Consider the following 17,154-nt stretch of genomic DNA (forward strand, 5'->3'; position numbering starts at 1 on the left):
CCGGACCTGAACGACCTGACCGACCTGACCGCGACCGACGAGTCCACCGCCGTCGCCGGCACCCGCGACCGCATAACCGCCCCCGACCAGCCGATCCCCGACGCCGAGTCGAAGGACGTCCGCGGCGTCTTCGGCAACCAGTACGGCCTGTCCACGATCGAGTACGCCATGGGGACGCTCGCCGCCGCGGCGCTGGCGGCGGTGCTGTACATGATCATCAACAGCGACGCGGTCAGCGACGCCCTCGAGGGCATCATCAACGACGCGCTGTCGAGCACCCCGAACTGAGGTGGCCGCCGTGGCGTCGACACCGTCGCGCAGGCGCACTGCGCGCAGACACGGCCGGGCCGTGTTGGCCGACCAGTCCGGCTCGGTCACGATCGAGGCCGCGGTGGGGGTGGCCTGCCTGGTCATCGTCTTCACCGCGCTCGTCGGCGGGGCCGTGACACTGGCCGGCTACCTCGCCGCCGTCGACGCCGCCGGTGCCGCCGCCCGGGCGCACGCCATCGGGGCCGAGGGCGTGCAGTTTGACCGCGGCAGCCTCACCGTCCGCGAGTCCGGCGGGGTGGTCACCGCGACCGCCACCGTCCGGGCGCCCATCGGTGAGCTGACCGCCCGGGCCGCCTACCCGGTGGAGTACCGGTGAACGGCCCCGGGCGCCCGCGGCGCCCCGCCCGCGGCGTCCTCGGCGACCAGGAGGGCTACGCCACGATCCTGGCGGCCAGCCTCGCCGCGGCGCTGACCGGCGTCATCGTGGTCCTCGCCGCCGTGGCCGCCACCCTGATCGCCCTGCACCGTGCCCAGGTCGCCGCCGACATGGCCGCCGTCGCCGCGGCCACCGCGCTGGCCGAGGGACACGCGGCCTGCCCGGTCGCCGAGTCCACCGCGCGCCTCAACGACGCCGAACCGGCAGCCTGCCGGGTCGACGGCGGGGACGTGGTGGTCACCGTGACCGTCTCCGGGCGCACCGGCGTGGCCCGTGCGGGTCCACTCTGAGCCTGTGCCCCGGGCAGGGCGCGGGGTACCCGGCCGCCTTCCGGGTCTCAACCCCGCCTGGGTCTATCGCCCGGCGCCGCCGGCGCACATCGTCACCATCGCCCCGAGCAGCTTGACCGCCCCGGCCTTGCCCAGCGGCTGGTTGCCGTTGCCGCACTTCGGCGACTGCACGCACGAGGGGCAGCCCGACTCGCAGGCACACGAGCGCACCGCCTCGAAGGTCGCCTCGATCCACTCGGCGAAGCGCTCGAAGCCGCAGTCGGCGAAGCCGGCCCCGCCCGGGTGCCCGTCGTATACGAAGACCGTCGGCAGCCCGGTGTCCGCGTGCTCCGCGGTGGACACCCCGCCGAGGTCCCACCGGTCGCACGTGGCGATCAGCGGCAGCATGCCGATCGCCGCGTGCTCCGCGGCGTGCAGCGTGCCCGGGATGTCGGCCGCGGCGATCCCGGCCGCCGAGAGCACCAGCGGGTCCACCGTGTAGGCCACCGCCCGGGTGCGCAGCACCTGCGGCGGCATGTCCAGCGGGATGTTGTCCACCGTGGTGCCGTCCGGGAGCTTGACCACGTACCCGGTGACCTGGTCGGTCACCTCGACCTCCACCGAGGCCACCCACAGCCCCGGCGAGGGGCTGAAGATGCCGTCGTCGTCCGGTCCGCCGATGATGCGGATGTCCGTCTGCCCGCGCGAGTGCGTCGAGTACTCCGGGGTCTCCGGGTGCGCGAGCACCAGCGAGGAGTCCCAGTCCAACTCGTCGACCACGAAGGACTCGCCCTGGTGCAGGTAGACCGCCCCGGGGTGCACCTGCGCGGCCGCACGCGCCCCCTCGACGGTGCCCAGCAGGCGCCCGTCGGTCTGGTCGACGATCATGACCTCCTCGGCACCCGAGCCGCGCAGCGAGACCTGGGTGTGCGCGGTCTCCGGGCTCAGCCGCCCGGTTCCGGCCGGCACCGGGGCGGGGAACCAGCCGCGCGGGCGGTGGCGCAACAGCCCCTCGGCGGCGAGCCCCGCCACCACGTCCTGCGCGCCCAGGGCGACCACCTCGGCGTCGGACAGCGGCTTCTCCACCGCCGCGCAGTAGACGTGGCTGCGCAGCACGTAGGGGTTGGCGGGGTCGAAGACGCTGCGCTCGACCGGGCGGCCCAGCAGCACGTCGGGGTTGTGCACGAGGTAGGTGTCCATCGGCTCGTCGCGGCCGACGAGCACCACCACCGACTCCTGCCCGCGCCGCCCCGCACGGCCGGCCTGCTGCCAGAAGGAGGCGACCGTGCCCGGGAAACCGGCGGTCACGGTCGCGTCCAGCGAGCCGACGTCGATGCCCAGCTCCAGCGCGTTGGTGGTGGCCACGCCCAGCAGCGTGCCCTCGTCGAGCTCGCGCTCGAGGCGGCGGCGGTCCTCGGCCAGGTATCCGGCCCGGTAGGAGGCCACCCTGCGGGCGAAGTCGGGGCGCCCCTGCGCTGAGAGCCCCTCGGCCGCGCGCAGGGCGACCGTCTCGGCGGCGCGCCGCGAGCGCACGAAGGTCAGCGTGCGCGCGCCCTGGGCGATCAGCGTGGCCATGATGTCGGCGGCCTCCGTGGTCGCCGCGCGGCGCACGGGCGCGCCGTTGTCGCCCTCGGCGCCCTCGATGAAGCCCGGCTCCCACAGCATCAGGGTGCGCCGGCCCGTCGGCGCGCCGTCCTCGGTCACCGCGGTGACCTCACGGCCGGTCAGCCGGCCGGCGTGCGCGGCCGGCTCCGCGGTCGTCGCCGAGGCCAGCACGAACGTCGGCCGCGACCCGTAGTGCGCGGCGATGCGGCTGAGCCGCCGCAGCACGAGCGCCACGTTCGCGCCGAAGACGCCGCGGTAGGTGTGGCACTCGTCGATGATGACGTAGCGCAGGTGCCGCAGCAGCCGCGCCCACCGCGGGTGGTTGGCCAGCACGGAGACGTGCAGCATGTCCGGGGTGGTGAACACCCAGCGCGAGTGGTCGCGGATGCCCGGGCGCGCCTCGGTGGGGGTGTCGCCGTCGTAGGGTGCGGGTGCGACGCCGGAGAGCCCCGGCACCGCGCGGGTCAGCCGCAGCGTGGCGGCCAGCTGGTCCGAGCCCAGCGCGCGGGTGGGGGTGACGTAGAGCGCGCAGGCGGTCTCGTCGGCGGCCAGGTCGGTGAGCACGGGCAGCTGGTAGGCCAGCGACTTGCCCGAGGAGGTGCCCGTGGCGACGACGACGTCGCGGCCGGCGTGCGCGAGCTGCGCCGCCTCCGCCTGGTGCGTGTACGGCTTGACGACGCCGCGCTCCTCCAGGTGGGCGCGCAGGCCCGGGTGCACCCACCCCGGCCAGTCGGCGTACCGCGCGGGGCGCGCCGGGATGGTGCCGCGGTAGGTGCACGTCGACTCGGGGAAGCGGCGCAGGATCAGGTCGGTCAGCTCCGCGCCGAGCCCGGTGGGGGTGGCGGCGGTGGTGCCGTCGTGTGCGCCGACGTGAGTCTCCTCGTCCACCCTCGTACCGCCGCCTCGCTGTCCGGGAAGCCGGTCCGCGCGCTGGTGTGACCGGCCGCCCCCGACCCGGGAGACCCCGGGTGGGGGCGATTTCTGCCTATTCGGTGGACCTGATCCTATCGCCGCGCGACCTTTTGTGGAACACTGAGGGCTGGTCGCAGATTTTTCGCGCAGTGTTTCATGTTTCACACGGCGCTCGCAGAAAAGCTTGACGCGGGCGTCCAGATGCTTCTTCCCCCTTCAAGGCCCTCCGGTCTCCGGGAGTCCTTCCAGGCGGTGGAGTCGTACCTGGAAGTTCGGTATGACCACCATCCACCACCAGCCACCGAAAAAGAGGTACTGAAATGGCACAGGGAACCGTGAAGTGGTTCAACGCTGAGAAGGGCTACGGTTTCATCGCCCCCGATGACGGCTCTTCCGACGTCTTCGTCCACTACTCCGAGATCCAGGGCAGCGGCTTCCGCACCCTCGAGGAGAACCAGAAGGTCGAGTTCGAGATCGGCGAGGGCACCAAGGGCCCGCAGGCCCAGCAGGTCCGCGCCCTCTAGACCGCGCCGTAGCGGGGTCTAGGCCCCGCGCAGCCGAGACCCCGGCGTCCCCTTCAGGGGCGCCGGGGTTTTTCTGTGCTTTCAGCCCGGCGCACCCTGCGCCGGAAGCGCGCCGCAGGCGCGCGCCACCCGCGGGCGCCGAAGCCTGCGCGCCGGCGGCGACCGGCGGGACGTCGGAAATCGCGGGACTAAGCGCGCGAGGTGCCGGTGCGCACCTGGTGGGCGTCGGAGAAGTACTGGCGCACCCGGTCGATGAGGACGCCGACCAGCGCGCCGAGGGTCACGCCGAGGATCATGCCCAGGATCGGGTAGTCCTGCAGTACCCAGCCGCCGAGGTAGCCGATGAGCACCGCCTGGCTGACCCAGACGACCACGCCGACGGAGTCGATGAGGAGGAACAGCCACCAGGGGTACTTCATCGCGCCCAGCATGATCGTGAGCACCCAGCGGCCCCAGGGCACGAAGCGGGCCACGATGATCGTCATCGCCGCGCGGGTGCGGATGGACTTCTCCACCCAGTCGACCGCCCGGCCCATCTTCGACTTCGGCGGCATGGAGCGCACGAACATCACCAGGCGGGTGCCCAGCAGGTAGCAGATGTTGTCGCCGATGACGGCCGCGACCACGGCGATCGTCCACACCGCCCAGACGTCCGGCACCCCGCGGCTGGCCGACCACGCCGCGCCCGCGGTGATGATCGTCTCGCTGGGCAGCAGGGGACACAGGGCGTCGCCGACGATGAAGAACGCCAGCAGCGGATGGAACCACCACGAGCCCAGCACAGCCTCGATGAGGACGGTGAGCTGGTCTGCCATTTGGGGGCCTCCGGCGGGGGTGAAGAGCGCGGGTCGTTCCTGGCTGATTCTAATGCGGCTGCGTGCGAGGTAAAGAGGACTGTGTACGGTGTAGAACAGAATTTCCCGGGCCGGGTGTACCGGCCGGTCAGCGCGGCGCGCCCCGAGGGTCGGGGTCGGCCGCCGGGCGCGGGGCCGAAGTTCGCCCCCGCCCCGGGGCCCGCGCCGCCGCCGACCTCAGCAGAGACAACGAGAGGGATGAGACCGCGTGGCAGACAACGGCGGTAAGGGCGTCAAGCGCCTGGTCATCGTCGAGTCGGGGACGAAGGCGAAGAAGATCCAGCCCTATCTCGGCGACGACTACATCGTGGAGGCCTCCGTGGGCCACATCCGCGATCTCCCGCGCGGGGCCGCCGACGTGCCCGCGAAGTACAAGAAGGAGCCGTGGGCGCGCCTCGGCGTGGACACCGACCACGGCTTCGCCCCGCTCTACGTGGTCAGCCCGGACAAGAAGAAGAAGGTCGCGGACCTCAAGAAGAAGCTCAAGCAGGTCGACGAGCTCTACCTGGCCACCGACCCCGACCGCGAGGGCGAGGCCATCGCCTGGCACCTGCTCGAGGTGCTCAAGCCCAAGGTGCCGGTGCGGCGCATGGTCTTCAACGAGATCACCAAGCCCGCCATCCTCGCCGCCGCGGAGAACACCCGTGACCTCGACGAGAACCTCGTCGACGCCCAGGAGACCCGCCGCATCCTCGACCGCCTCTACGGCTACGAGGTCTCCCCGGTGCTCTGGAAGAAGATCATGCCGCGCCTGTCCGCCGGGCGCGTGCAGTCCGTGGCCACCCGCGTGATCGTCGAGCGCGAGCGCGAGCGCATGGCGTTCATCTCCGCCGACTACTGGGACCTGGCCGCCACCCTGGACACCGGGGCCAGCGACGCCGACCCGGACAACCCCTCGACCTTCCCGGCCCGCCTGTCCGCCGTGGGCGGCAGGCGCGTGGCCCAGGGCCGCGACTTCGACGACCGCGGGCAACTGAAGAAGTCCCGCGACGAGGTCGTCGTGGTCGACTCCGCCCGCGCCGAGGCGCTCAAGGCCGGCCTGGCCGACGCACGGTTCACCGTCGCCGACGTCGAGCACAAGCCGTACACCCGCCGCCCGTACGCGCCGTTCATGACCTCGACGCTGCAGCAGGAGGCCGGGCGCAAGCTGCGCTTCACCTCGGAGCGCACGATGCGCATCGCGCAGCGCCTCTACGAGAACGGCTTCATCACCTACATGCGTACGGACTCCACCGCGCTGTCGCAGCAGGGTCTCAACGCCGCGCGGACCCAGGCCCGCCAGCTCTACGGCGAGGAGTTCGTCGCCGCCAAGCCGCGCCACTACGACCGCAAGGTCAAGAACTCGCAGGAGGCCCACGAGGCCATCCGCCCCGCCGGCGAGTCCTTCGCCACCCCGGGCTCCCTGCACGGCCGCCTCGACGCCGAGGAGTACAAGCTCTACGAGCTGATCTGGCAGCGCACCGTCGCCAGCCAGATGGCCGACGCCAAGGGCACCTCGATGCGCGTGGACATCACCGCCGCCACCGCCGACGGCGAGGACACCAAGTTCACCGCCACCGGCCGCACCATCACCTTCCCCGGCTTCCTGCGCGTCTACGTGGAGACCTCGCAGCTCTCCGACGGCCGCAAGGTCGCCGACAACGCCGAGCGCCGCCTGCCGCGCCTTTCCGAAGGCGACTCGCTGACCGCCGCGGAGATCTCCGCCGAGGGCCACTCGACCAACCCGCCGTCGCGCTACACCGAGGCCAGCCTGGTCAAGAAGATGGAGGACCTCGGCATCGGGCGCCCGTCGACGTACGCCTCGATCATCAAGACGATCCAGGACCGCGGCTACGTGTTCCCCCGCGGCAACGCCCTGGTACCCAGCTGGGTGGCCTTCGCCGTCGTCGGCCTGCTCGAGGAGAACTTCGCCGCGCTGGTCGACTACGACTTCACCTCCTCGATGGAGGACGAGCTCGACGACATCGCCGCCGGCGAGGAGGACCGCACCGAGTGGCTGACGGGCTTCTACTTCGGCGACGCCGACGCCCCCGAGGACCTCGCGGACGCGATCGCGCGCCGCGGCGGCCTGAAGTCGCTGGTCGGCGAGAACCTCGAGCACATCGACGCCCGCAAGGTGAACTCGCTGCACCTCTTCGACGACTCCGAGGGCCGCGCCGTGGTGGTCCGCGTGGGCCGCTACGGGCCCTACATCGAGCGCCGCGTGGGCACCACCGCGGAGGGCGAGCCGGAGTACCAGCGCGCCAACCTGCCGGAGGCGACCACTCCGGACGAGCTGACCCTCGAGTACGCCGAGAAGCTCTTCGCCACCCCGCAGGGCGGCCGTGAGCTGGGCGAGAACCCGGCCAACGGGCGCATGGTCGTGGCCAAGGAGGGCCGCTACGGCCCCTACGTCACCGAGATCGTGCGCGACGACGAGCGCGAGAAGTCCGAGGCGCACGCCGAGGAGATCGTCGCCGCCGAGCGCGCCGAGGAGGACCGCCAGCGCGCCGAGGAGGGCAAGCGCAAGAAGAACTGGGAGACCAAGACCGCCGCGAAGCAGAAGGACAAGCGCATCGCGGAGATCGTCGACGCGGAGCTCAAGCCCAAGACTGCCTCGCTGTTCAAGTCGATGCAGCCGGCCTCGGTGGCCCTCGAGGAGGCGCTCAAGCTGCTCTCCCTGCCCCGTGAGGTGGGCGTGGACCCGGTCGACGGCGAAACGATCACCGCCCAGAACGGCCGCTACGGCCCGTATCTGAAGAAGGGCTCGGACTCGCGCTCGCTGGCCGAGGAGGACCAGATCTTCACGATCACCCTCGACGAGGCCCGCCGCATCTACGCCGAGCCGAAGCGCCGCGGCCGCCAGGCGGCGCGCCCGCCGCTGAAGCAGCTGGGCGACAACGACGTCTCGGGCCGCCCGATGAGCGTCAAGGACGGCCGCTTCGGCCCGTACGTCACCGACGGCGAGACCAACGCCTCGCTGCGCCGCGGCGACACCCCGGAGACGATCACCGACGAGCGCGCCAACCAGCTGCTCTCGGAGCGTCGCGCGAAGGTCGCCGCCGACGGTGGCGGGAAGAAGTCCACCAAGAAGGCCGGCAAGAAGTCCTCGAAGAAGACTTCCAGGAAGTCGACGAAGAAGACCTCGAAGAAGACGACCAAGAAGTCCACCAAGAAGACCACGAAGAAGGCCGCCAAGAAGCCGCCGCAGACCACCCGCAACGTGGTGCGCGCCGGCAGCCGACGCAAGTAGGCCTGCGCCGGGCAGACCCGGCGGGGCGCGCGTTCGTGCGGGCCCCGCCCGCACGAACAGGAGTTTTCCGATGTCCTTCAACACCTCCGCCTGGCGTTCCTCGCTCGCCGACGCCGCGCGCACCATCGAGGGTGCGCTGGGTTCCGGCGCGCGTTCGATTGCCGACGTCGCGCACACCGCCGGCGGCGTCGTGGGCGACGCCGTCGCCGCCGTGGCCGGCCACGAGAACGGCCGGCGTGCCGCCGACGCCACCGACGACGCGGTGGGGCGCACCGCCGAGGGCGTGGCCGCCCTCGGCCAGGCGCTCGGCCGCGCGGTGGTCGACCCGACGCGCCTGGGTTCCATCGCCCTCGGCGAGGCGTCCGGCTGGACCCGCCTGTTCGGCCTGCGGCGCACCACCCGGGTGCTCGTGCCGGTGGCGCAGTCGGTGCTGGCCGCCGGGGTGCTCAAGGAGGATTCCTCGCGCGGCCCGCTGGCCGGGGCGCTGCTGCTCGGCGCCTTCGCCGACGCCCAGCAGACCCGCAGGCTTCCCGAGGAGCAGCCGCACGACCCGGCCGCCAAGGTCAACAAGGCCGCCGAGCAGGCAGGCAAGAAGCCGGGTGAGCCCGGCAAGGCCGACGGCCCGGCGGCGCGCCCGGTGACCGGGGCGCTGGCCCTGGCCGGGCAGCACGCGATCTACTCCTGGCTGCTCTTCCGCCGCGGTGCGCGGCTGAGCGCGCCGCGCGCGCTCGGCTACGGCGCGGCGTGCGCGGCCGGCGTCGGCCTGGCCGCGGCGAAGGTCCCGGTCCTTGCGGCCCCGACCGCGGTGGCCGGCCCGGCGGTCGCGCTGACTGCGGCGCTGGCCAACGACCGCCGCCTGGTCGACGCCCAGGGGCCCGGGCGCAGCGCGCTGCGCGGCGTGACCCGCGCCGGGGCGGGTCTGGACTCGCCGTCGGCGGTGGCCGCGATGGGCCTGGGGCACGCGGGCAACCTGCTGCTCGGCGTGCAGGCCGTGCAGCTGCTGCGCGGGGCGTTCGGGGCGCCCTCCGGCGGCGGCTTCGGGGCGCGCGTCGTCGACGCGCTGGCCCGCGAGGCGCACATCTTCGCGCACCTGCTCATGGTGCACGGGCTGGAGCGGCGCTAGAGCTCGACCGGCGCCGCCGGGGCGCGACCTCAGCGCATGCGCTCGAGGCGCAGCAGCGCGCGCTTGGTGTCCGGCCCTCCGGCGTAGCCGCCGATGTTGCCGTCCACCGACCCGCCCGAGGGCAGCACCCGGTGGCAGGGCACCACGATCGGCAGGGGGTTCTTCGCGCAGGCGGTGCCCACCGCGCGGGCGGCCCTGGGGTTTCCGATGGCCTCGGCGATCTCTCCGTAGGTGGCCGTCTTTCCGTAGCCGATCAGGGAGAGCCGGCGCTGGGCGCGGTCGCGGACCCGCTCGCCGCGGGCGTAGGCGACCGGCAGGGAGAACATGCGGCGCAGGCCGGCGAAGTAGTCGCCGAACTGCACGGCGATGTTGATCAGGGCGGCGGTGTCCTCGGGCTTGAAGCCCAGCTCGGCGACGGCGGTGACCACCCCGGAGGCGTAGGCGTCCAGGTCGTCGAGGTCACCGGTGCGCTCGGTGTCGAGGGCGGCGGCGACCTCGCCGGTGGTGGGCACGGTCCCGATGACCGGGGTCTCCGGGTCAGCGCCGAACTGCACGGCGGTGAGCAGGCCGTTTTCGACGACGATCGTCAAGGTACCGACAGGGGTTCCGATGGCGAGAATCGACATACCTCGAGCCTAAGACAGCCATTTTTCGCTCGCTCGGTGAGGTCGGCGAAAACGTCGCGCGGCGCGACGTCGGAAAGCGTCAGGAACGGTCGGCCAGGGTCTGGCGGATCGGGCGCGCCAGCTGCGTCATCTCGTGGCGGCCGCGCAGCTCGATGGACTTCATCATCGTCCAGCGGGCGCGCTCGGCCTCGTTGGCGCCGCGCAGGGTGGCGGCGTTGGTGAGCACCCGACCGGGGGTGTCCTTGGCCAGTTCGGTCAGGCGCGCGGCCTGGTTCACCGCGTCGCCGATGACGGTGTACTCGAAGCGGTCCGCGCCGCCGATGTGGCCGGCGACGACGTGCCCGGCGGCCACGCCGATGCCCGCCTGCAGCTGCAGACCTTTAAGCTCCTCGCGCAGCTCGCGGGCGGCGGTCAGCGCCATCGAGTTGGCGTCGGTGAGGGCGAGCGGGGCGCCGAAGACGGCGAGCGCGGCGTCGCCCTGGAACTTGTTGATGATGCCGCGGTTGCGGTGCACGGTCTCCACGACGTGCTTGAAGAACCGGTTGAGCTCGGCGACGACCTCCTCCGGGGTGTGGCTGACAGCGAAGGCGGTCGAGCCAATGACGTCGATGAACAGCACGGCGACCTTGCGGTCCTCGCCGCCGAGGGTGGGCCGCTCCTCGAGGGCGCGGCGGGCGACCTCGACGCCGACGTAGCGGCCGAAGATGTCGCGCACCCGCTCGCGCTCGCGCAGCCCGCGCATCATCTCGTTGAAGCCGGCCTGCAGCACGCCGATCTCGGAGCCGTCGTAGATGTCGACCTGCGTGTCCGAGTCGCCGCGGCGCACGCGGTTGATCGCCTGCTGCAGCTCCTGGATCGGGTCGACGACGCTCATGATCGACAGCGTGGTGCCGAAGAAACCGGTCACCAGCGCCGCCAGGATCAGCCACAGGGTGGCCGGGATGATGTCGGCGGCGTTGTCGGTGAAGTAGCCGGCCTCCTGGCCGAGGATCAGCAGCAGCACGCCGACCGAGGGCACCGCGGAGGTCAGAAGCCACGTCATGCGCAGCCGCTGCTTGATCGGCGGCTCGAGGGTCGAGTCCTCGAAGCGGCGCGACAGCGCCATCGCCGCGACGGGGCGCACCATGCGCTCGGCGCACAGGTAGGTCAGCAGCACCACGACGGCGCCGGCGAGCAGCGTGGCCACGCCGATGACCACCGCCAGACGGCCCGAGCTGGTGGCGGCGACGGAGACGGCCAGCACGATGCCGATCGCCCAGACGATCGCGCACACCCCGGCCTGGTAGACGGGCAGGCGCAGCACCAGCGTGCGCACCATGTTCGGGTCGTGGTCGTCGGGGTCGCGCTGCCACTCGAGGACGGGGCGGAACATCAGGAGTGTGACCACCACGCCGACGACGATCGCGAAGATGACGTAGGCGACGCCCACGGCGGGCAGGTCCGTCATGTCCGTGTCAAACTCGGCGATCTCCGGCATCGGGATCATGAAGCGGATGAACAGCATGATCGCGGCCGCGCCGAGCACGTTCGCGCCGAGCACGAGTGCCGCGTACAGCGGCCACGAGGTGGTCAACACCCAGCGCAGCGCGCGCAGCAGTCGTCTCATGGTCTCCCACTCTATCGGCCCCGCCCGCCGGGTGTGCCGGGTGCGGGGGAGACGCCGCCCCGGGCGGACGCCGCAGGCGGGCGGGACGGGGGTGCGGCGTGCACTAGGGTGGGCGGTTGTGACGAACTTGGTGGAGGAGGCGCTTTCCGACGCCCCGCGTGTCCGGGAGGTCGTGCACGGCGCCGTGGTCGCGGCGCGTGCCCGTGCCGCCTCCGGCTTCAGCGAGGAGGCCGTGGGCGCGGGGGAGCGCTCGGCGATGACCCACTCCTGGGTGATCACCGGCGGGCCCGGCTCCGGGCGCCTGCAGGTCGCCCGGGCCTTCGCCGCGGGCCTGGAGTGCACCGACCCGGAGACCCCGGGCTGCGGGCGCTGCGAGGCGTGCCGGGCCGTGATGAACGGCTCGCACACCGACGTCCAGGAGTTCCGGACCCGCAAGTACTCCATCGCGGTGTCGGTGGCGCGCGAGGACATCGTGCCCACGGTCAGCCAGCTGCCCACGGTGGGCCGCTGGCGCGTGGTGATCATCGACAACGCCGACCGGCTCACCGGTCAGGCCGCCGACGCGCTGCTCAAGACCGTCGAGGAGCCCTCGAAGCAGTCGGTGGTGCTCTTCTGCGCGCCGTCGGTGGACCCGGAGGACTTCTCGGTGACGCTGCGCTCGCGCTGCCGGCACATCTACGTCCCGCCGCCGTCGGTGGAGCGCATCGTGCGCCTGCTCGTGCGCGAGGAGGGGGCCCCGGAGCACGACGCGGCACTGGCCGCCCAGGCCTCGCTGCGGCACATCGGGCGGGCGCGCCTGCTGGTCACCGACGAGGGCATGCAGCGTCGGCGCGCCCGGGTGCTGCGCCTGGCGGAGCTGGTCAACCACGGCGACGTCGCCTTCCGCGAGATCAGCACCCTGGTCAAGGCCACGAAGAAGGAGTCCGAGGAACTCCACGCCGAGGAGGAGGCCGAGGAGGCCGAGACGCTCCGGCGCTCCTTCGGCGCCGGCGGGCGCGGCAAGGGCGTGGCAAAGCTCGCCCGGGAGGCCGAGCGGGCGGTCAAGAGCCTCGAGGAGGAGCAGAAGAGGCGCCACAAGCGCATCCACCGGGACCTGATCGACCTGTGCCTGGTCGACCTCTCGGGGCTCTACCGCGACGCCTTCCTGCGGGCCGTCGACGCCCCGGGTGATCCGGTGCACCCGGACTTCGCCGAACTGGCCGGCGAGATCGCCGGGCAGGTCGGGGCGGCGGGCCTGGCGGACTGCCTGGAGGCGATCGGACAGTGCCGCGAACACCTGAAGCAGAACGTGTGGCCGCAGATCGCCCTCGACGGGCTGATGGGCAAGCTGCGCATGGCCTACGGGGTGCGCTGAGGGGCGGGGGCGTGCCGGTGTCCCGGCGTTTTCGTTCCCGGGCGCGTCTGCGCTAGGCTGTGCAACCGTGCCATTGCGCCTTTGGGTGCGTGAGCGCGCCGCCTTAGCTCAGTCGGTAGAGCGATTCACTCGTAATGAATAGGTCGCGAGTTCGATTCTCGCAGGCGGCTCCACTCCAGCCCCTCCCGAGCGGTTCCCCGCCGGGAGGGGCTTCGTGCTGCGCGGGGTCTTGAGGGCGGTTGTCCCGGGGCTGTCCGTGCGGGCGCCGGCGCGACGTGTGGGGGAGGGGGTGATGTGTCCCAGTCGGTGAGATATGTCATATGGTTCATGGGGTTATGCAACGTATCCTGGGGTGATTGAGAACGGAGCGCCGATCGGCCGCCCGGAGAATCAGGAGGTTTGTCCCAGACATGTCCGAGATCCAGCACGACAACCACGGTCAGCCCGAGATCGGCACCCGTGCCGATGCGGTGATCGAGGTCGACGGCCTGAAGTTCCGTGACCTCAACGGCAACGGCACCCTCGAGCCCTACGAGGACTGGCGCCTGAGTCCCGCCGAGCGAGCCGCGGACCTGGTCTCCCGGATGACGCTCGAGGAGAAGGCCGGGATGATGATCATCGGCTCGCACTACCCGGGCTACTCCGCCTTCCTGCCCGAGCCCGACGAGAACGCGCTGCTCAACCCGCGCGACGTCTGGCGTGAGAACAACCCGATCACCGGCCAGCCCTACCCGCGCCCGGTGCTGGTGACCTCGGCGACGGACAAGGCACTCAACGAGCGCTTCCAGCACTTCTTCATCGTCCGCGACGACCCGCCCGCCCGCGACCTGGCCCACTGGACCAACGCGGTGCAGGAAGCCGCCGAGAAGACCCGCCTGGGCGTGCCCGTGGTCTTCGCCTCCAACCCGCGCAACCACGTCGCACTCGTCGCCCAGTTCGGCGTCAACGAGTCCGCCGGCGTCTTCTCCGAGTGGCCCGGCGAGCTCGGCCTGGCCGCCCTGCGCGACCCGGAGCTGGTCGAGGAGTTCGGCCGCCGCATCGCCCGCGAGTGGCGCGCGGCCGGCATCCACAAGATCTACGGCTACATGGCCGACCTGCCCACCGAGCCGCGCTGGTCGCGCTTCAACGGCACCTTCGGCGAGGACGTCGACATGGTCTCCCGCTACGTCGAGGCCATCGTGCGCGGCATGCAGGGCGAGAAGCTCGGCACCGACTCGGTGGCCACCACCGTCAAGCACTTCCCGGGCGGCGGCGTGCGCACCGACGGCCACGACCCGCACTTCTCCTGGGGCCAGTCCAACGAGTACCCGACCGACGGCGCCCTGGAGAAGTACCACCTGTCGCCGTTCGAGGCCGCCGTGCGCGCCGGGGTCTCGTCGATCATGCCGTACTACGCCAAGCCCGTGAACACCTCGGCGCGCCAGCTGCCCGCGGAGCTGCAGGGTGAGGACGGCCAGTTCGAGGAGGTCGCCTTCGCCTACAACGCCCCGGTCATCAAGGGCCTGCTGCGCGACCGCCTCGGCTTCGCCGGCTACGTCAACTCCGACTCCGGCGTCATCGACGAGATGCCGTGGGGCGTCGAGGACCTCAGCGAGCCGGAGCGCTTCGCCGCTGCCGTCAAGGCCGGCACCGACATCTTCTCCGACATGGCCGACCCGACCCAGCTGATCGCCGCGGTCAAGGAGGGCCACCTCGACGAGTCCGCGCTGGACGCCTCGGTGGCGCGCCTGGCCGCCGAGATGGTCGAGCTGGGGCTCTTCGAGAACCCCTACGTCGACGAGGACGTCGCCGAGCGCGAGGTCGGCGGCACCGAGGTCGCCGAGCTCGGCGCGAAGACGCAGCGCCGGTCGGTGACCCTGCTGCGCTCGGACAAGTTCCTGCTGCCGCTGGACCTGGAGTCCTCGCCGATGGTCTACGTCAAGGTCACCGGCCGCGTCGGCCCGGGCAAGGTGGAGCAGCGCCTCGCCGCGGCCGTCGGCGAGGTCTGGCCGCACGCGCGGGTCACCGACAAGGTCGAGGACGCCGATCTGGCCATCGTGTGGGCGCGCCCCGAGATCCGCCTCTTCGAGGACGACCAGGAGGGCTTCGAGCTCAGCCTGGACCCGCGCGCCGCGGGCGTCGACGTCGAGCAGATCCAGCAGCTCGAGCGCGTCCTGCCGACGGTGCTCGCCGTCGAGATGACCAACCCGTGGCTGCTGCGCGAGATCGAGCCGGGCGCCCGCGCGCTCGTGGCGACCTTCGGCGTGACCCCGGAGAACCTGCTGCGCTCCCTGGCCGGCGAGGACGGCGGCCCGGCTGGCGTGCTGCCGATGGTGCTGCCCGCCTCGGAGAAGGCGGTGCAGGACGCCCCGCGCGACGTGCCCGGCTGCGAGCTGGACAACGGCTACGTCTACCACGACCGCGACGGGGTGGCCTACACCCTCGGCTACGGCCGGCGCCTCTAGCGCGCACGTGCCCGCCGGTCCGGCGGGCCCGGAACGGCCGTGGATCGGGCCCGCCACCTCCCGGGGTGGCGGGCCCGAAAACGGTTTTCAACAGGCGAAACGTCGCGCACCGTCGGTAGGGTCGGGTCATCAAGCACCCGACCGACAGGAGCCACGCATGAGCCAGACCGTCACCGGAGTCATCGCCCGCGCGAAGGGCGCGGAGGTTGAACAGGTAGACGTCGTCATCCCCGACCCGGGCCCGAACGACGTCGTCGTCAAGATCGAGGCCTGCGGGGTGTGCCACACCGACCTCGCCTACCGCGACGGCGACATCGAGGACGCCTTCCCGTTCCTCCTCGGCCACGAGGCCGCCGGCCGCGTCGAGCAGGTCGGCTCCGAGGTCACCCACGTCGCCGAGGGCGACTTCGTCGTCCTGAACTGGCGCGCGGTCTGCGGCGAGTGCCGCGCCTGCCGTCGCGGTGAGCCGCAGTACTGCTTCGCCACCTTCAACGCCTCGCAGAAGATGACGCTTGCCGACGGCACCGAGCTCACCCCGGCGCTCGGCATCGGCTCCTTCGCGGAGAAGACGCTGGTCCACGAGGGCCAGTGCACCAAGGTCCACCCCGACGAGGACCCGGCCGCCGCCGGCCTGCTCGGCTGCGGCGTGATGGCCGGCCTCGGCGCCGCCGTCAACACCGCCGCCGTGCGCCGCGGCGAGTCCGTCGCCGTCTTCGGCCTGGGCGGCGTGGGCATGGCCGCGCTCGCCGGCGCCGAGCTCAACAACGCCTCGACGATCATCGCCGTCGACCTCGACGCCCGGAAGCTGGACCGCGCCCGCGAGTTCGGCGCGACCCACACCATCGACTCCTCGGACCTGAGCGAGCAGGAGGTCATCGACGCCGTCCGCGAGATCACCGACGGCTTCGGCGCGGACGTGACCATCGACGCCGTCGGCATCATGCCGACCTGGCGCCAGGCCTTCTACTCCCGCGACCACGCCGGCCGCATGGTCATGGTCGGCGTGCCGAACCTGACCGACAAGATCGAGGTCCCGGCCATCGACTTCTACTCGCGCGGCGGCTCGCTGCGTCCGGCCTGGTACGGCGACTGCCTGCCGGAGCGTGACTTCTCGGCCTTCGTCGACCTGCACCTGCAGGGCCGCTTCCCGCTGGACAAGTTCGTCTCCGAGCGCATCGGCCTCGACGAGGTCGAGCAGGCCTTCGAGACGATGAAGGCCGGCGACGTGCTGCGATCGGTGGTGGTCTTCTGATGGCACACCCCGATCTGCGCATCGACCACGCCGTGACCTCCGGCACCTTCAAGCTCGACGGCGGCGAGTGGGAGGTCGACAACAACATCTGGCTCGTCGGCGACGACCATGAGGTCTACATCATCGACGCCGCGCACGACGCCGCCCCGATCCTCGAGGCCGTCGACGGCCGCGAGGTCCGCGGCATCATCTGCACCCACGCCCACAACGACCACATCAACGCGCTGCCCGCGCTGCTGGAGAAGGTCGATGCGCCGGTGTGGGTGCACCCCGGCGACCAGATGCTCTGGGACGAGACGCTGCCCGGTGTCGCGCATCAGGACCTCGCCGACGACCAGGTCTTCGACGTCGCCGGCACCGAGATGCGGGTGCTCAACACGCCCGGCCACTCGCCCGGCTCCTGCTGCCTGTACCTGCCCGAGGCGAACGAGCTCTTCTCCGGCGACACGCTCTTCCAGGGCGGCCCCGGCGCCACGGGCCGGTCCTACAGCTCCTTCGACACCATCATCGAGTCGCTGAAGACCTCGATCCTGGACCTGCCGGCGGAGACGACCGTGCGCACCGGCCACGGCGACCACACCACCGTCGGCTCGGAGGCCCCGCACCTCGAGGAGTGGATCCGCCGGGGCTACTGAGTCCCGGTGAGG

14 protein-coding genes and 1 tRNA gene are annotated in these 17,154 nt (G+C 72.0%); 11 read left to right on the forward strand and 4 right to left on the reverse strand.

Features of this window, described 5'->3' with window-relative positions; all coding sequences use genetic code 11:
• Nucleotides 1-93: 93 nt before the first annotated feature.
• From QP119_RS07160 to QP119_RS07170, 3 genes are all read left to right on the forward strand, one after another.
• Nucleotides 94-288, forward strand: a complete 195-nt coding sequence (locus QP119_RS07160; protein WP_284774878.1) for a DUF4244 domain-containing protein — start codon at nucleotides 94-96, stop codon at nucleotides 286-288.
• A gap of 61 nt (nucleotides 289-349) precedes the next feature.
• Nucleotides 350-646 carry a hypothetical protein gene (locus QP119_RS07165; protein ID WP_284774833.1) on the forward strand — a complete coding sequence of 99 codons (297 nt, stop codon included), beginning with the start codon at nucleotides 350-352 and terminating at the stop codon, nucleotides 644-646.
• Nucleotides 643-996 (forward strand): Rv3654c family TadE-like protein, encoded by a 354-nt coding sequence (locus tag QP119_RS07170; protein ID WP_284774835.1) that lies wholly within the window; start codon nucleotides 643-645, stop codon nucleotides 994-996. Before QP119_RS07165 ends, QP119_RS07170 begins: the two co-directional genes overlap by 4 nt.
• Nucleotides 997-1,059: 63 nt before the next feature.
• On the opposite strand, the gene QP119_RS07175 is transcribed toward QP119_RS07170, so the two are convergent.
• Nucleotides 1,060-3,396, reverse strand: coding sequence for a DEAD/DEAH box helicase (locus QP119_RS07175; RefSeq protein WP_284774880.1), 2,337 nt, complete (start codon nucleotides 3,394-3,396; stop codon nucleotides 1,060-1,062).
• Nucleotides 3,397-3,812: 416 nt separating this feature from the next.
• On the opposite strand from QP119_RS07175, the gene QP119_RS07180 reads away from it, so the two are divergent.
• Nucleotides 3,813-4,016 (forward strand): cold-shock protein, encoded by a 204-nt coding sequence (locus QP119_RS07180; RefSeq protein ID WP_075663114.1) that lies wholly within the window; start codon nucleotides 3,813-3,815, stop codon nucleotides 4,014-4,016.
• Between the two features lie 188 nt (nucleotides 4,017-4,204).
• Here QP119_RS07180 and QP119_RS07185 read toward each other — a convergent pair whose 3' ends face one another.
• Nucleotides 4,205-4,831 carry a DedA family protein gene (locus QP119_RS07185; protein WP_284774836.1) on the reverse strand — a complete coding sequence of 209 codons (627 nt, stop codon included), beginning with the start codon at nucleotides 4,829-4,831 and terminating at the stop codon, nucleotides 4,205-4,207.
• A 247-nt stretch (nucleotides 4,832-5,078) separates the two neighbouring features.
• Here QP119_RS07185 and topA point away from each other — a divergent pair, with 247 nt between their 5' ends.
• On the forward strand, nucleotides 5,079-8,102 hold the full coding sequence (gene topA, locus QP119_RS07190) for a type I DNA topoisomerase (RefSeq protein ID WP_284774838.1): 3,024 nt from the start codon (nucleotides 5,079-5,081) through the stop codon (nucleotides 8,100-8,102).
• Nucleotides 8,103-8,172: 70 nt separating this feature from the next.
• Nucleotides 8,173-9,225 (forward strand): hypothetical protein, encoded by a 1,053-nt coding sequence (locus QP119_RS07195; protein ID WP_284774840.1) that lies wholly within the window; start codon nucleotides 8,173-8,175, stop codon nucleotides 9,223-9,225.
• Between the two features lie 29 nt (nucleotides 9,226-9,254).
• Here QP119_RS07195 and QP119_RS07200 read toward each other — a convergent pair whose 3' ends face one another.
• Both QP119_RS07200 and QP119_RS07205 read right to left on the reverse strand, forming a co-directional pair.
• Entirely contained in the window at nucleotides 9,255-9,851 is a 597-nt protein-coding gene (locus QP119_RS07200) for a methylated-DNA--[protein]-cysteine S-methyltransferase (protein WP_284774842.1), read from the reverse strand.
• A 79-nt stretch (nucleotides 9,852-9,930) separates the two neighbouring features.
• Nucleotides 9,931-11,457, reverse strand: coding sequence for an adenylate/guanylate cyclase domain-containing protein (locus QP119_RS07205; RefSeq protein ID WP_284774844.1), 1,527 nt, complete (start codon nucleotides 11,455-11,457; stop codon nucleotides 9,931-9,933).
• A gap of 118 nt (nucleotides 11,458-11,575) precedes the next feature.
• On the opposite strand from QP119_RS07205, the gene QP119_RS07210 reads away from it, so the two are divergent.
• The 5 genes from QP119_RS07210 (at nucleotide 11,576) to QP119_RS07230 (ending at nucleotide 17,142) form a co-directional block, all read left to right on the forward strand.
• A complete protein-coding gene (locus QP119_RS07210; RefSeq protein ID WP_284774846.1) occupies nucleotides 11,576-12,811 on the forward strand; it encodes a DNA polymerase III subunit delta' in 1,236 nt (411 codons plus the stop codon).
• Between the two features lie 97 nt (nucleotides 12,812-12,908).
• Nucleotides 12,909-12,984, forward strand: a tRNA-Thr gene (locus QP119_RS07215).
• Between the two features lie 237 nt (nucleotides 12,985-13,221).
• Nucleotides 13,222-15,255, forward strand: coding sequence for a glycoside hydrolase family 3 protein (locus QP119_RS07220; protein ID WP_284774849.1), 2,034 nt, complete (start codon nucleotides 13,222-13,224; stop codon nucleotides 15,253-15,255).
• Between the two features lie 157 nt (nucleotides 15,256-15,412).
• Complete coding sequence (locus QP119_RS07225; protein WP_284774851.1) at nucleotides 15,413-16,507, forward strand: S-(hydroxymethyl)mycothiol dehydrogenase; 1,095 nt, start codon at nucleotides 15,413-15,415, stop codon at nucleotides 16,505-16,507.
• Nucleotides 16,507-17,142 (forward strand): MBL fold metallo-hydrolase, encoded by a 636-nt coding sequence (locus QP119_RS07230; protein WP_284774854.1) that lies wholly within the window; start codon nucleotides 16,507-16,509, stop codon nucleotides 17,140-17,142. The genes QP119_RS07225 and QP119_RS07230 overlap by 1 nt, the downstream gene beginning before the upstream one ends.
• Nucleotides 17,143-17,154: the final 12 nt, after the last annotated feature.

The organism is Corynebacterium frankenforstense, assembly GCF_030211955.1.
Classification (GTDB): domain Bacteria; phylum Actinomycetota; class Actinomycetes; order Mycobacteriales; family Mycobacteriaceae; genus Corynebacterium; species Corynebacterium frankenforstense_A.

What these genes read in the sequence shown, in the direction of transcription:
- QP119_RS07180 (WP_075663114.1), top strand. Translation starts at nt 3,813, where the DNA reads ATGGCACAGGGAACCGTGAAGTGGTTCAACGCTGAGAAGGGCTACGGT.
- QP119_RS07185 (WP_284774836.1), bottom strand. Translation starts at nt 4,831, where the DNA reads ATGGCAGACCAGCTCACCGTCCTCATCGAGGCTGTGCTGGGCTCGTGG.
- QP119_RS07195 (WP_284774840.1), top strand. Translation starts at nt 8,173, where the DNA reads ATGTCCTTCAACACCTCCGCCTGGCGTTCCTCGCTCGCCGACGCCGCG.
- QP119_RS07200 (WP_284774842.1), bottom strand. Translation starts at nt 9,851, where the DNA reads ATGTCGATTCTCGCCATCGGAACCCCTGTCGGTACCTTGACGATCGTC.
- QP119_RS07205 (WP_284774844.1), bottom strand. Translation starts at nt 11,457, where the DNA reads ATGAGACGACTGCTGCGCGCGCTGCGCTGGGTGTTGACCACCTCGTGG.
- QP119_RS07220 (WP_284774849.1), top strand. Translation starts at nt 13,222, where the DNA reads ATGTCCGAGATCCAGCACGACAACCACGGTCAGCCCGAGATCGGCACC.
- QP119_RS07225 (WP_284774851.1), top strand. Translation starts at nt 15,413, where the DNA reads ATGAGCCAGACCGTCACCGGAGTCATCGCCCGCGCGAAGGGCGCGGAG.
- QP119_RS07230 (WP_284774854.1), top strand. Translation starts at nt 16,507, where the DNA reads ATGGCACACCCCGATCTGCGCATCGACCACGCCGTGACCTCCGGCACC.